Below are 12,863 nucleotides of genomic sequence, written 5' to 3'. Positions count from 1 at the left end.
CGAAACGGTGGCCGCCCCTTCCCGGATGTGGCTTCCAGCCCGCCGAAGTCAGGACCGAGGACTCCACCTCGTGATCTCCCGAACGGGGAGGATCGAGTGGAGGGACGGGAACGTACCCGCCGCGTCACCGGCAGGACGGTGATCAGGATGCCCACCACCATCGGTCGCAGGCTTCCCCCGCAACGCCTCATCAACCTGATCAACCCGGCGGTACGCGCCACGTTGAGGTCCCCGTTGCACCGGGCCGTGGACGGCGCGCTCCTCATCCTCCACGTCACCGGCCGCAGGACCGGCCATCGCTACGACATCCCGGTCGGGTACGTCGACCTCGACGGCCGGTTCGTCGTCGTCACCCAACACCGCTGGCGGGCCAATCTCCGCGGCGGCGCCGACATCGAGGTGACGCATGCGGGTCACCGCCAGCCGATGCACGCCGAACTCGACGACGTGCCCGCGTCCGTGGCGGACACACTGCGCCGGATGATCGAGGAAATCGGATGGAAGGGCACGCAACGCCAGACGGGTCTGACGACCGACACCGGCCGGGTGCCGACCGTGCCGGAGCTCGAGGAGGCGGTCCGGGAGTACGACCTGGCCACCGTCCTGCTCACGTCAGCGCAGCCCGGCGAACAGGTCGTCCTCGGGTAGTGCAGCGCCGGTGCTGTCGTGCACCCGCAGGAACGTCTCGACGCCCATCAGTTCGCGGAACCGTTCCATACCCATGCGCAGGAACAGGACGTTCTCGCTCTGGCTGGCGTGCGCGGCCAGCGAGTCGTACTTCTGCCCACTGAACGCCCGGGTGTCCACCCAGGTGGTGATCTGTTCGTCGGGCAGGCCGAGCTGGGGCACACCGTCCTTCTCGTCGATCCCGGCTTCGTCCCAGTCGACGCCGAACTCGCGCATCACCTCGCCCATCGCGGCCATCGCCGAGTGCGGGGCGGTGGTCCAGTACACCTTGGCGGGGATGCCGGTCAGGGCGACCGCTTCCATGGTGATGCGGTGCGCCTGGATGTGGTCCGGGTGGCCGTAGAAGCCGTTCTCGTCGTACGTGACGACGACGTCCGGCTCGTAGCGTCGGAGGAGCTCGGCGAGCCGCTGCGCCCCGTCGGCGACCGGGGTACCCCAGAAGGAGCCGGGCGCGTCGTTGGTGGGCCAGCCCATCATCCCGGAGTCCGCATAATCGAGCATTTCCAGGTGCGTGACCTTCAGCTCGGCGCAGCTCGCTTCGAGCTCGGTGCGGCGCATCGCGGCCACCGCCAGCGGGTCGTGCCCGGGGTCACCGGGTTTGACGCCGCCCGGTCCGTCGCCGCAGCGGCCGTCGGTGCAGGTGACCAGGACGGTCGTGATCCCCTCGGCCGCGTAGCGGGCGAGGACACCGCCGGTGCCGGTGGCCTCGTCGTCGGGGTGCGCGTGCACTGCCATCAATGTCAGGGGGCGAGCATCCATGACGAAACCCTACGCCGCGAGCCGTACGCGAAAGACGACGGCGCCCACGACCGTTCACGGGGTCACCGCGACTGCCCTTCGGCGATGGCGCGCAGCGCGGCCAGGTGGCGCGCCAGCGCCTCCCGGCCCGTTGGCGCGAGGGCGAGCCAGGTGCGCGGCCGCTTGCCCACGTAGCCCTTCTCGACCGTGACGTAACCGGCCTCCTCCAGCAGGGAGACCTGCTTGGACAGCGCTGCCGCGGTCAGTTCCACCGCGTCGCGGACCAGCGCGAACTCAGCACGGTCCACTTCGGACAGGTACGCCACGATGGACAGCCGGATCGGGGCGTGGATCAGCGGATCGAGGCGGTGGCGCGGGTGCGCGCCGGTCACCGGCCCACCCACCAGGCGGCCGCCGCCCACACCGAGAATCCGGCGGCGGCGCCGATCGGATACGCCACCGGGTAGTCGAGGCCGAACGACATCGTGGCGCCGAACACGATGCCCCAGGCCACGATGGTCAGAAAGAGCACGCGCCGGGGTATCGCCCGGACCGGTTGCCGCCTCAGCCAGACCGTGAACAGCAGGACCAGCAGGGCATACCCCACCCCCCACCACGCGGACGACACCCAGGGCGAGATCGCCCAGACGGCCAGCACGGAGCCGGCGGACACCGCGCCGAAGCCGAGCAGGTAGCGCCGGGCCCACCGGCCCGCGGTCCGACGACCGGCGGTGGATGCCCGCTCGGCGGCGTCGAGTGCGGCGCGGGCCTGTGCGGTGTCGAAGACGTTGTCACCCATGTCGGGGGCTGCCTGATCACTCATGTGGTCAAGCTAGCAACTAGTTTCCAATCTGACAACTAGTTCTCTGTCTGGCGAGATCAGTGGACTTCGGCGGCCTCCACGGTCCTGATCGCCTCGACGAGAATGGCCAGCCCCTCGCGGGCCTCGTCCTCGGTCAGCGTGAGCGGCGGACCCATCCGCAGCACGTTGCCGTACAGGCCGCCCTTGCCGACCAGCAGACCGGAACGGCGGCAGGCGTCGAACACCGCGGTGGCGGCGGCCGCGTCCGGCTCGATGCTGCTGCGGCGGACGAACTCGATGCCGATCATCAATCCCCGGCCGCGCACCTCGGCGACGATGCCGCTGGACGCCAGTGCCGTACGCAGCCCGTCGAGCAGGACCGCGCCCACCCGGTGGGCGTTGGCCTGCAGATCGTGGTCGAGCAGATAGTCCAGGACGGCGTTGCCCGCCGCGGTGGAGATCGGGTTGCCGCCGTACGTGGAGAAGCTGATCGCCGGGACCGCGTTCATCACCGCGGCACGGCCGACGACGCCGCCGAGCGCGAACCCGTTGCCGATGCCCTTGGCGAACGTGATCAGGTCCGGTTCCACGTTGTGCGCCTGGTAGCCCCAGAAGTGGGCGCCGGTACGCCCCCACCCGGTCTGCACCTCGTCCGCGATGAGCAGGATGCCGTGCGCGTCCAGCTCCTTCTTGTACGCCCCGAGCAGCCCGTCGGGCGCGTGGACGAATCCGCCGACGCCCTGGATCGGCTCCGCGATGAGCGCGGCGACGTCGCCCGCGGTGACCGTGGCGAGCACCTCGCGCAGCTCGTCGACGGCGACCTCGATGTGGTCGGCGTCGGAGAGGCCGTGCATGCGCCCGCGTACCCGGTCGCCCGACGGCAGCCAGGCCACCTGCAACGGGCTCAGTGAGCTGGCCGACCAGCTGCGGTGGCCGGTGATCGCCATGGTGGCGAACGTCCGGCCGTGGTAGCTGTTCTTGACCGCGAGGATCTGGTTGGAGCGCCGGATGTTGGTGGCCATCAGCAGCGCGGTCTCGTTCGCCTCGGTGCCGGAGTTGGTGAAGAACACCCGCGCGTCCGGGATCCCGGAGAGCCGGGCGATCTTCTCGGCCAGCTCCACCTGCTGGCGGATCAGGTACAGCGTGGAGGTGTGCACGACGCCGGTGGCGAGTTGCTCGGTCACCGCCGCGGAGATCTCCGGGATGTCGTACCCGATCATGTTGGTCAGGACGCCGCCGAAGAAGTCGAGGTAGGAGCGCCCGGCGGCGTCGACCACCCGGCGTCCCGAGCCGGAGACGATCTCCAGCGGTTCCTCGCCGTAGTACAGCGGCATCCATGCGGGCAGCACGGCCCGGTGCCGGGCCAGCAGGTCGTCCGTCATCGCGCAACCTTTCGTCAGCGCCAGCCTCGCGGGTGCGGGCGGGCTCGGGAACCGGAGCCGTTGCCGCCGGCCGGGCCGGCCGCCGCGGCCAGCACGTCGGCGAGGTCGTCGAAGCCGTCGCGGACCAGGCCCACGGTCAGCCGGACATGGTCTCCGCCGCCGGCCGGGGACACCAGGAACGGCGTACCCGGGGCGACGCCGATGCCGTGCCCGGCGAGGGTGACCATCGCCCGCTGCTGGTCGTCGACCGGCAGCCACAGGTTGATGCCGTCCGCGGCGTCGGCGGGCACGCCGCGTTCGGCCAGCGCGGACAGCAGGGCGGCGCGGCGCCGGGCGTACTCGTCGCGCGCCTTCGCGACCGTGGCGATCGTGTCCGGCGAGGTCAGCAGGTCGAGCAGGACGGCCTGCAGGATGCGGCTGGACCAGCCGGGGCCGAGCAGGCGGCGGTCGGCCACCGCGTCGATCAGGTCGGCCGGGCCACCGACCGCGGCCAGCCGCAGGTCCGGCCCGTGGCTCTTGGAGAAGCCGGCCACGTGTACGGTCCGGCCGTCCAGGTGGGTGCCGAGGCTGGCCGGGGGCGCGGTCGCGATGTCGCCGGCGTGGTCGTCCTCGACGACCGTCACCCGCGGATGCCCGGCCAGCACGGCCGCCAGCTCCCGGGCCCGCGTGGGCGACATGCTCACCCCGGTCGGGTTGTGGGCCCGCGGTTGCAGGAACAGCGCCACCGGATCGCACTGGGACAGCGCCTCGGTCAGGGCGGCGACCGACAGGCCGCCCGAGTCCAGCGGAACCCCGACCACGGTCGCCCCGGCCGCGTCCAGCAGGTCGAGCAGCGGCGGGAACGCCGGGTTCTCCACCAGCACATGGTCGCCGAACCGCACGGCGGCACCGATGATCCGGTCCAGGGCGTCCATCGCGCCGTCGACCACGGTCAGCCGCTGCGGCGTGAACGGCCACCGCTGCAGCAGCGCGGCATGCAACGCCGGCAGAACCGGGGCGTCGAGATAGCTGGTCGTCAGCCGGCCGTCACCGATGCGGCGCAGCGCGGCGGTCACGTCCGGCAACAGATCATGATCGGGTACGCCGGTGGACAGGTCCCACGGCAGTCCGGCCGAGGTGCTGCCGAGTTGCGCGTACCGCAGGCGGGTGCGCCCGGATACCGCACCGGTCACGAACGTCCCGGACCGTCCCCGGGTCTGGATCGCCCCGGCGCGCGCCAGGCTCCCCCACGCCTCGCTGACCGTGGTCGGGCTGACTCCCAGCGACCGGGCCACGTCCCGCACCGTGGGCAGGCGGGTGCCCGCGACCAGGGTGCCCGCGGTGACCAGACGGCTCACGGCGGCCGCGATTCCGCGGGCGCTGCGGTCGTCGACGGCCTCCGCGATGAGCGCGAGCAAGGTACGGCTCCCCAAACATTTCGTAGCAGTAGGGTCTTTGTACGCCAGATTCTGTGTCGTAGTGTCCTACGGTATCCGGCCCCGATGTCAAGCCAGGAGCGGACGACGGACGGTCGGACGATCACAGGGTGATCCACGCCGTACCGAGGAGGGGCTACTCCATGACCGGTGTCGTTCGGGCCGCTCTCGTCCAGACCAACTGGACGGGCGACAAAGAATCGATGATCAAGGCGCACGAGGACTATGCCCGGGAGGCGGCCGCCCAGGGCGCGAAGGTGATCTGCTTCCAGGAGCTGTTCTATGGCCCGTACTTCTGCCAGGTCCAGGACGCGAAGTTCTACGAGTACGCCGAAGCGATCCCCGGCCCCACCACCGAACGTTTCCAGGCCCTGGCCGCCGAACTCGGCATGGTGATGGTCCTGCCCATGTACGAGCAGGAGCAGCCCGGCGTCCTGTACAACACCGCGGCGGTCGTCGACGCCGACGGCTCGTACCTGGGCAAGTACCGCAAGCACCACATCCCGCAGGTCAAAGGGTTCTGGGAGAAGTTCTACTTCCGGCCCGGCAATCTCGGCTACCCGGTGTTCGACACCGCGGTCGGCAAGGTCGGCGTGTACATCTGCTACGACCGGCACTTCCCGGAGGGCTGGCGTGCCCTGGGCCTGAACGGCGCCCAGATCGTGTTCAACCCGTCCGCCACCAGTCGCGGCCTGTCCAGCTACCTGTGGCAGCTGGAGCAGCCGGCCAGCGCGGTGGCCAACGAGTACTTCGTCGGTGCGATCAACCGGACCGGCATCGAGGACCTGGGCGACAACGACTTCTACGGCCAGTCGTACTTCGTCGACCCGGAGGGCAAGTTCGTCGGCGAGGTCGCCGACACGCACCACCCGGAGCTGGTCGTCCGCGACCTGGACATGAGCCTGCTGGGCACCGTGCGCGACCGCTGGCAGTTCTACCGCGACCGCCGCCCCGACAGCTACCAGGGACTGGTGAACCCGTGACCACGCTGATCAAGGGCGGCCTGGTCATCGGCCCCACCGGGGCCCACCACGCCGACGTACTCGTCGACGGCGAGACGATCGCCGCGCTGTACGCCCCGGGCCGCGGCCCGTCCGACGTCGAGACGATCGACGCCACCGGCAAGTACGTCATCCCCGGCGCCATCGACGCGCACACCCACATGCAGTTGCCGTTCGGCGGCACCGAGGCCAGCGACACGTTCGACACCGGCACCCGGGCCGCCGCGATCGGCGGCACCACCACGATCATCGACTTCGCGGTGCAGCGCTACGGCGAGGTCGTGCACGACAGCCTGGCCGCCTGGCACGCCAAGGCCGACGGCAACTGCCACATCGACTACGCGTTCCACATGATCCTGGGCGGCGTCGACGACGAGTCGCTCAAGGCCATGGACCGGCTCGTCACCGACGAGGGCATCAGCAGCTTCAAGCTGTTCATGGCGTACCCGGGGGTGTTCTACAGCGACGACGGGCAGATCCTGCGGGCGATGCAGAAGGCCCGCGCCAACGGGTCGATGATCATGATGCATGCGGAGAACGGCCCGGCTATCGACGTCCTGGTCCAGCAGGCCCTGCAGCGCGGCGAGACGGACCCGGTCTTCCACGGCCTGACCCGGCCGCAGGAGCTGGAGGCCGAGGCGACCAGCCGGGCGATCTGGCTGGCCGCGGTGGCCTCCGACTGCCCGCTGTACATCGTGCACCTGTCCGCGTCCAAGGCCCTCGAACAGGTCAAGGCGGCTCGCGACCTGGGCCGCAACGTGTTCGCCGAGACCTGCCCGCAGTACCTGTACCTGACGCTGGAGGACCAGCTCGGCGCGCCCGGCTTCGAGGGCGCCAAGTGGGTGTGCTCGACGCCGCTGCGGTCGGGCAAGGAGAGCCACCGCGCCGACCTGTGGCAGGGGTTGCGTACCAACGACCTGTCCGTGGTCTCCACGGACCACTGCCCGTTCTGCATGAAGGACCAGAAGGAGCTGGGTCTCGGCGACTTCTCCAAGATCCCGAACGGGATCGGTGGCGTCGAGCACCGCGTCGACCTGCTCTACCAAGGTGTCGTCGACGGCAAGCTGTCACTGGCCCGCTGGGTCGAGACGATCGCGACCACGCCCGCGCGGATGTTCGGCCTGTACCCGAAGAAGGGCGTCATCGCGCCCGGCTCGGACGCCGACATCGTCATCTACGACCCGCACGCGCGCACCCGGATCAGCGTCGAGACGCATCACATGAACATGGACCACTCCGCGTGGGAGGGCTGGGAGATCGACGGCGGCGTCGACACCGTCCTGTCCCGCGGCACGGTCGTCGCGCGCGGCGGCACCTACACCGGCCGGGCCGGTCACGGCCGTTTCGTCAAGCGCGGGCTTTCCGACTACCTGCTCTAAAAGGGGGGCGCATGCGCGCGATCGATCATTGGATCAACGGCCACACCGTGCCGGGTACGAGCGGACGGCGGTTGCCGGTCTGGGACCCGGCCACCGGTGAGCAGCAGGCGTACGTGGTCGCGGCCACCACGGACGAGACCGGCGCGGCGGTGGCGGCCGCGCTGGCCGCGTACCCGCAATGGCGGGCGCAGTCGCTGAGCCGGCGCGCCGAGGTGATGTTCCGCTTCCGTGAGCTGGTCGACGCGAACCGCAAGGAGATCGCGTCGCTGGTCAGCGCGGAGCATGGCAAGACCGTGGCCGACGCCGAGGGTGAGGTGGCCCGCGGCCTGGAGAACATCGAGTTCGCCACCGGCGCGCCGCACCTGCTCAAGGGCGGGTACAGCGAACAGGCGTCGAACGGCGTGGACGTGTACTCGATCCGGCAGCCGCTGGGGGTGGTCGCCGGGATCACCCCGTTCAACTTCCCGGCCATGGTGCCGATGTGGATGTTCGCGAACGCGCTGGTGTGCGGCAACACGTTCGTGCTCAAGCCCAGCGAGAAGGACCCGTCGGTGTCGCTGCTGCTGGCCGACCTGCTGCACCAGGCCGGTCTGCCGGACGGCGTGTTCAACGTGGTCCAGGGCGACGTCACCGCGGTGGAGGCACTCATCGCGCACCCGGACGTGCAGGCGCTCAGCTTCGTCGGGTCCACCCCGGTGGCGAAGTCGATCTATGAGCGCGGCACCGCCGCGGGCAAGCGGGTGCAGGCACTGGGCGGCGCGAAGAACCACATGGTCGTGCTGCCGGACGCGGACATCGCCGCGGCCGCCGACGCCGCGGTCTCCGCCGGGTACGGCTCCGCCGGGGAACGTTGCATGGCCATCTCGGTCGTCGTGGCGGTCGGCGGCAGCGCCGACCCGCTGGTCGCCGCGATCACCGAGCGGATCGGCCGGATCGCGGTCGGCCCGGCCACCGATCCCGCCGCCGAGATGGGCCCGCTGATCAGTCGCGAACACCGCGACAAGGTGGCGGCGTATCTCGACCACGCCGGTGTCGACGTCGTCGTCGACGGCCGCAACGAACCGATCGCGCAGGGGCCGGGTTTCTTCCTCGGAGCGTCCCTGGTGGACAAGGTGCCGACCGACTCGCCGTTGTACACCGACGAGATCTTCGGTCCCGTGCTGTCGGTCGTACGGGTCGACACGTACGACGAGGCGCTGCATCTGGTCAATGCCAACGAGTTCGGCAACGGGTGCGCCATCTTCACCCGCGACGGCGGCGCGGCCCGGCAGTTCCAGTACGACGTGGTGTGCGGCATGGTCGGCGTCAACGTGCCGGTGCCGGTCCCGGTCGCCTACTACAGCTTCGGCGGCTGGAAGTCGTCGCTCTTCGGCGACCTGCACATGTACGGCCCCGACGGCATCCAGTTCTACACCCGCGGCAAGGTCGTCACCTCCCGGTGGCCCGGCCCGGCCACCTCCGAGGTCGACCTCGGCTTCCCGAAAGTGCGGTGAGCAATGCCTGCCAGGAGCATGGACATCGGGGTCGTGTTGCAGAACGACCCGCCCGCGCGGGGCGTGGTCGAGCTGGCGAAGAAGGCGGACGCGGCCGGGTTCAGTCACGTGTGGACGTTCGACTCGCACGTGCTCTGGCAGGAGCCGTTCGTCATCTACTCCAAGATCCTGGACGAGACGTCCCGCGTGGTCGTCGGGCCGATGGTGACCAACCCCGGCACCCGCGACTGGACGGTCACCGCGTCGTTGTTCGCCACGCTCAACGAGATGTACGGCAACCGCACCATCTGCGGCATCGGCCGGGGCGACTCGGCACTGCGGGTGCTCGGCGCGCAGCCGCAGACGCTGGCGCAGTTGCGGGAGGCCGTACAGGTGATCCGGGGGCTGGGCAACGGGGAAGAGGTGACGTTGCGCGACCGGCAGTTGCGGTTCGCGTGGGCGCCGGACAGCCGGCTCGACGTCTGGGTGGCCGCGTACGGTCCCAAGGCTCTGGCCGTGGCCGGCGAGGTGGGTGACGGCTACATCCTGCAGCTCGCCGACCCGGACATCGCGGAATGGATGATCGGTGCGGTCCGCGCCGCAGCCGCGAAGGCGGGCCGCGACCCGGCGGCGATCAAGTTCTGCGTGGCCGCGCCCGCCTATGTGGGTGACGACATCGCGCATCAGCGCGACCAGACCCGCTGGTTCGGCGGCATGGTCGGCAACCACGTCGCGGACATCGTCGCCCGCTACGGCGGCGACGGCGCCGTGCCGCAGGTGCTGACGGACTACATCCGGGGACGGCAGGGCTACGACTACGCCGAACACGGGCGGGCCGGGAACTCGCACGCCACATTCGTGCCGGACGAGGTGGTCGACCGGTTCTGCGTGCTCGGCCCGGTCGAGAACCACCTCAAACGGCTGAACGAACTCAAGGATCTGGGCGTCGACCAGTTCGCCGTCTACCTGCAGCATGACGCGAAGGAGTCGACGCTGGACGCGTACGGCGAGCACATCGTCCCGGCGATGCTGTGAACCGTCAGCTGGCGGCGATCCCTTCCATTCCGGGGGCGGGCAGCCCACTGACCGTCGTGACCGGGGTCAGGGTGCCGTCGGCGGCCGCCCGGTATCCGTCGATGCGGCCGGTGCCGGGGTTCTGCACGTACAGGTAGCCACCCGTGGCGGTCATGTCGATCGGGGCGCCGCCGGGGCGGGCCGCTACTCCCCCGTTGCGCGGAGCCAGCGTGACCCGGCCGGTGGCGCCGAGCTCGAATCCGGAGACGGTGCCGCTGCCGGCGTTGGCCCCGTACAGGTGACCGGCCAGGGCCTGGATCCAGCACAGGGCCACCTGGCCGTCGGCCACGGAACTGAGCGGCGTCAGCGTCCCGTCGGCGCGCAGCCGGTAGTGGGTCACGGCCGACGTGCCCACCTCGGTGACGACGATCCCCTGCCGGGTGAAGTCGAACGCGAACGGCACCGGGGTGAGCGTGGGGGTGACGACGGCGTCGCCGTGCGGGCGCCCGTCGCGGTCCAGGGCGAACACGTCGATCGTGTTGTGGTTCTTGGTGGTGACCACGAGGTGACGCGCGTCCGGGCTGATGCCGACCTGGGCGGGGGCGCTGATGAACACCGGCGGGTTCGCGTTTGCCAGGCGCAGGGAGCGGTGCGCGTACGACAGGGGCGCCAGACCGGCCCGGGTGATCTGGAAGCCCTGCACGGAGCCGTCGGCGCCGGCGTTGAGCGCGTACAGGAGGTCACCGCGTACGGCGATGCTGACCGGGAACGCGCCGCCGGAGCCCACCACCTGGCGGCGGGTCAGCCGCGCACCGTCGACGTCGAACACCGTCAGGGTGTCGCTGCCCGCGTTGACGGCGTACAGGCGGTGGTGGGGCGCGTCGTAGACCAGCGATCCCTGCGACGCCAGCGGGTCCACCGTGGCCTGCACCTCCGCGCCGCCCAGGCCACCGGTCGCGTAACGGCCCGCCGACGTCAGGGTGCCGTTGCGCGCCCGCTGGTATGCCTGCACGCTGTTGCCGGCGAGGCCGTTGAGCTGCACGAACACCGCATGACGCGACGACTGCGCATGGGCGGGGGCGGCGAGGAAGGTGGAACCGGCAACCGCGAGTCCACAAGCAAGCATGGTGAGGCGTCGCATCGGTGCCCTTCCGGGTCGGCGTGTGATCACCCGTTGAGCATGCGGGGCGCGGTGTGCGAGCGCGGGCCTTTTGAAGATCGTTAACCACTTCGGGTGAGCGGTGGGATCAGGCGGCGGGCAGGCGTACCTCGAAGCGGCATCCGCGGTCGGTGTTGCGGACGTTCACGTGTCCACCGTGGGCCTCGACCAGGCCGCGGACGATCGCCAGGCCGAGCCCTCCCCCGCCGCCGGAGTCGGCCGCGCCGGGGGTGCGGGAGCGTTCACCGCGGAACGCCACGTCGAAGACGCGGTCCAGGTCGTTGTCGGGGATGCCGCCGCAGGTGTCGGAGACGGCCAGCCACACGTTGTCGCGTTCGTGGCCGGCGGTGATCTGCACGGTGCCGTCCTCCGGGGTGTACCGGACGGAGTTGATCAGGAGGTTGCTGACGACCCGGGCGAGTTCGCGTTCGCCCGCGCGCACCGCGGGCCAGCCGCTGTCCGCGGCGACCACGTGGATCTTCCGGCGAGCGGCGAGCGGGGCGACGCCGGCGATCGCGTCGGACACCACGTCGCCCAGCGGCACGGTGGTGGGGATGAGCCGCAGCGCGCCCGCGTTGATCCGGGACAGCTCGAACAGGTCGTCGACGAGCCGGGTCATGCGGCCGGTCTCGACCCGGATCCGCCGGTGGTACTCGTCGACCGTGGCCGGGTCGTCGATGATGCGGTCCTCCAGGGCTTCGGCCATCGCCCGCAGCCCGGCCAACGGCGTACGCAGGTCGTGCGACACCCACGCGACGAGTTCGCGGCGGCCGGCCTCCAGCCGCCGTTCCCGTTCCCGGGCGGCCTGCGCCCACACGGCGGACGCGGCCAGCCGGCGGCCGAATACCGCCCCGAGGGCGAGGCTGATCACCGCGGCGGCGCTCACCGTGACCAGCACGACCTTCAGGTCGTGGGCGGACAGGAACATGGCCCGGGCGACCGTGCCGACACCGGCGACCACGGCCAGCACCGTGACCACCAACAGCACCAGGATGTGTACGAGGATCGACGCGCCGCGCAGCAGCCGCAACGCCGCCGCACCGGCCAGCCCGACGACGCCCCCGGCGGCGAGCGCGTAGAGCCCGATGAGCAGCATGTCGTTCATCGGCGGTCCCCGTCGTCGAGCGGGTCGTACCGGTAACCGACGCCCCAGACGGTGCGGATGCGCCGGGGATCGGCCGGATCCTGCTCGATCTTCTCGCGCAGCCGCCGGACGTGGACGGTGACGGTGGACTGGTCGCCGAACTGCCAGCCCCACACCTTGTCGAGCAGCTCCGCGCGGGACCACGCGTGCCCGGGGTGGCGCATGAGGAACACCAGCAGGTCGAACTCGCGGACGGTCAGCGCCAACGGCGCGCCGTCCAGCTCCGCGATGCGGCGCGCCGTGTCGACGGTCAGCTCCGCGTCGGCCAGCTTCACCGGGATCGCGGGACTCGCCGCCCCGGCGGTGCGGCGCAGCACCGACCGGATACGCAGCACGAGTTCGCGGGGGGAGAACGGTTTGGTCACGTAGTCGTCTGCGCCGACCTCCAGCCCGAGGATGCGGTCGGCCTCCTCGCCCAGGGCGGTGAGCATGACCACCGGCAGGCCCGGCAGCTGCCGCCGGACCCGGCGGCACACCTCCAGGCCGTCGATACCGGGCATCATGACGTCGAGGACGACGAGGTCGGGCTGCTCGGCGGCGATCGCGGCGAGGCCGTCGGCGCCGTCGGCGGCGAGCCGGACCTCACAGCCGGCCTGCTCCAGGTAGCGCCGGACGACGTCGCTGACCGTCGGATCGTCGTCGACCACCAGTACCCGATGTCCCATCCGGG

Annotated in this window: 13 protein-coding genes; 5 read left to right on the top strand and 8 right to left on the bottom strand. The window is 70.9% G+C overall.

The genetic code is table 11. The features are described 5' to 3' along the window. Positions 1–147 precede the first annotated feature (147 nt). Positions 148–648 carry a nitroreductase/quinone reductase family protein gene (locus ACMCNK_RS01700; RefSeq protein ID WP_412734590.1) on the top strand — a complete coding sequence of 167 codons (501 nt, stop codon included), beginning with the start codon at positions 148–150 and terminating at the stop codon, positions 646–648. Here ACMCNK_RS01700 and ACMCNK_RS01695 read toward each other — a convergent pair. From ACMCNK_RS01695 to ACMCNK_RS01675, 5 genes are all read right to left on the bottom strand, one after another. Further along, positions 613–1,446 carry a PIG-L family deacetylase gene (locus tag ACMCNK_RS01695; RefSeq protein WP_412734589.1) on the bottom strand — a complete coding sequence of 278 codons (834 nt, stop codon included), beginning with the start codon at positions 1,444–1,446 and terminating at the stop codon, positions 613–615. The two genes, ACMCNK_RS01700 and ACMCNK_RS01695, sit on opposite strands and share 36 nt — an antisense overlap. Before the next feature lie 62 nt (positions 1,447–1,508). After that, positions 1,509–1,817 (bottom strand): winged helix-turn-helix domain-containing protein, encoded by a 309-nt coding sequence (locus ACMCNK_RS01690; RefSeq protein ID WP_412734588.1) that lies wholly within the window; start codon positions 1,815–1,817, stop codon positions 1,509–1,511. Beyond that, complete coding sequence (locus ACMCNK_RS01685; protein ID WP_412734587.1) at positions 1,814–2,248, bottom strand: hypothetical protein; 435 nt, start codon at positions 2,246–2,248, stop codon at positions 1,814–1,816. Before ACMCNK_RS01685 ends, ACMCNK_RS01690 begins: the two co-directional genes overlap by 4 nt. Before the next feature lie 56 nt (positions 2,249–2,304). Then, positions 2,305–3,609, bottom strand: coding sequence for an aspartate aminotransferase family protein (locus tag ACMCNK_RS01680; RefSeq protein WP_412734586.1), 1,305 nt, complete (start codon positions 3,607–3,609; stop codon positions 2,305–2,307). Positions 3,610–3,623: 14 nt separating this feature from the next. Next, positions 3,624–5,006 carry a PLP-dependent aminotransferase family protein gene (locus tag ACMCNK_RS01675; RefSeq protein WP_412734585.1) on the bottom strand — a complete coding sequence of 461 codons (1,383 nt, stop codon included), beginning with the start codon at positions 5,004–5,006 and terminating at the stop codon, positions 3,624–3,626. Between the two features lie 161 nt (positions 5,007–5,167). Here ACMCNK_RS01675 and ACMCNK_RS01670 point away from each other — a divergent pair, with 161 nt between their 5' ends. The 4 genes from ACMCNK_RS01670 to ACMCNK_RS01655 are packed head-to-tail and all read left to right on the top strand — an operon-like array spanning position 5,168 to position 9,911. Then, on the top strand, positions 5,168–6,007 hold the full coding sequence (locus ACMCNK_RS01670) for a nitrilase-related carbon-nitrogen hydrolase (protein WP_412734584.1): 840 nt from the start codon (positions 5,168–5,170) through the stop codon (positions 6,005–6,007). Continuing rightward, on the top strand, positions 6,004–7,404 hold the full coding sequence (gene hydA / locus ACMCNK_RS01665) for a dihydropyrimidinase (protein WP_412734583.1): 1,401 nt from the start codon (positions 6,004–6,006) through the stop codon (positions 7,402–7,404). The genes ACMCNK_RS01670 and hydA overlap by 4 nt, the downstream gene beginning before the upstream one ends. 11 nt (positions 7,405–7,415) lie before the next feature. Then, positions 7,416–8,897 carry a CoA-acylating methylmalonate-semialdehyde dehydrogenase gene (locus ACMCNK_RS01660; RefSeq protein WP_412734582.1) on the top strand — a complete coding sequence of 494 codons (1,482 nt, stop codon included), beginning with the start codon at positions 7,416–7,418 and terminating at the stop codon, positions 8,895–8,897. A gap of 18 nt (positions 8,898–8,915) precedes the next feature. Then, complete coding sequence (locus ACMCNK_RS01655) at positions 8,916–9,911, top strand: TIGR03842 family LLM class F420-dependent oxidoreductase (protein WP_412734581.1); 996 nt, start codon at positions 8,916–8,918, stop codon at positions 9,909–9,911. A gap of 4 nt (positions 9,912–9,915) precedes the next feature. Here ACMCNK_RS01655 and ACMCNK_RS01650 read toward each other — a convergent pair whose 3' ends face one another. The 3 genes from ACMCNK_RS01650 to ACMCNK_RS01640 form a co-directional block, all read right to left on the bottom strand. Next, positions 9,916–11,031 (bottom strand): lactonase family protein, encoded by a 1,116-nt coding sequence (locus tag ACMCNK_RS01650; RefSeq protein WP_412734580.1) that lies wholly within the window; start codon positions 11,029–11,031, stop codon positions 9,916–9,918. A 106-nt stretch (positions 11,032–11,137) separates the two neighbouring features. After that, positions 11,138–12,154, bottom strand: coding sequence for a sensor histidine kinase (locus ACMCNK_RS01645; protein WP_412734579.1), 1,017 nt, complete (start codon positions 12,152–12,154; stop codon positions 11,138–11,140). Then, positions 12,151–12,858, bottom strand: coding sequence for a response regulator transcription factor (locus tag ACMCNK_RS01640; protein ID WP_412734578.1), 708 nt, complete (start codon positions 12,856–12,858; stop codon positions 12,151–12,153). Before ACMCNK_RS01640 ends, ACMCNK_RS01645 begins: the two co-directional genes overlap by 4 nt. Positions 12,859–12,863: the final 5 nt, after the last annotated feature.

It is taken from the genome of Krasilnikovia sp. MM14-A1259, from assembly GCF_047159535.1.
Lineage (GTDB): Bacteria > Actinomycetota > Actinomycetes > Mycobacteriales > Micromonosporaceae > Actinoplanes.
This window is presented reverse-complemented; position numbering and strand designations above follow the sequence as displayed.

What these genes read in the sequence shown, in the direction of transcription:
- ACMCNK_RS01700 (WP_412734590.1), top strand. Translation starts at nt 148, where the DNA reads ATGCCCACCACCATCGGTCGCAGGCTTCCCCCGCAACGCCTCATCAAC.
- ACMCNK_RS01695 (WP_412734589.1), bottom strand. Translation starts at nt 1,446, where the DNA reads ATGGATGCTCGCCCCCTGACATTGATGGCAGTGCACGCGCACCCCGAC.
- ACMCNK_RS01685 (WP_412734587.1), bottom strand. Translation starts at nt 2,248, where the DNA reads ATGAGTGATCAGGCAGCCCCCGACATGGGTGACAACGTCTTCGACACC.
- ACMCNK_RS01680 (WP_412734586.1), bottom strand. Translation starts at nt 3,609, where the DNA reads ATGACGGACGACCTGCTGGCCCGGCACCGGGCCGTGCTGCCCGCATGG.
- ACMCNK_RS01670 (WP_412734584.1), top strand. Translation starts at nt 5,168, where the DNA reads ATGACCGGTGTCGTTCGGGCCGCTCTCGTCCAGACCAACTGGACGGGC.
- ACMCNK_RS01660 (WP_412734582.1), top strand. Translation starts at nt 7,416, where the DNA reads ATGCGCGCGATCGATCATTGGATCAACGGCCACACCGTGCCGGGTACG.
- ACMCNK_RS01655 (WP_412734581.1), top strand. Translation starts at nt 8,916, where the DNA reads ATGGACATCGGGGTCGTGTTGCAGAACGACCCGCCCGCGCGGGGCGTG.
- ACMCNK_RS01650 (WP_412734580.1), bottom strand. Translation starts at nt 11,031, where the DNA reads ATGCGACGCCTCACCATGCTTGCTTGTGGACTCGCGGTTGCCGGTTCC.
- ACMCNK_RS01645 (WP_412734579.1), bottom strand. Translation starts at nt 12,154, where the DNA reads ATGAACGACATGCTGCTCATCGGGCTCTACGCGCTCGCCGCCGGGGGC.
- ACMCNK_RS01640 (WP_412734578.1), bottom strand. Translation starts at nt 12,858, where the DNA reads ATGGGACATCGGGTACTGGTGGTCGACGACGATCCGACGGTCAGCGAC.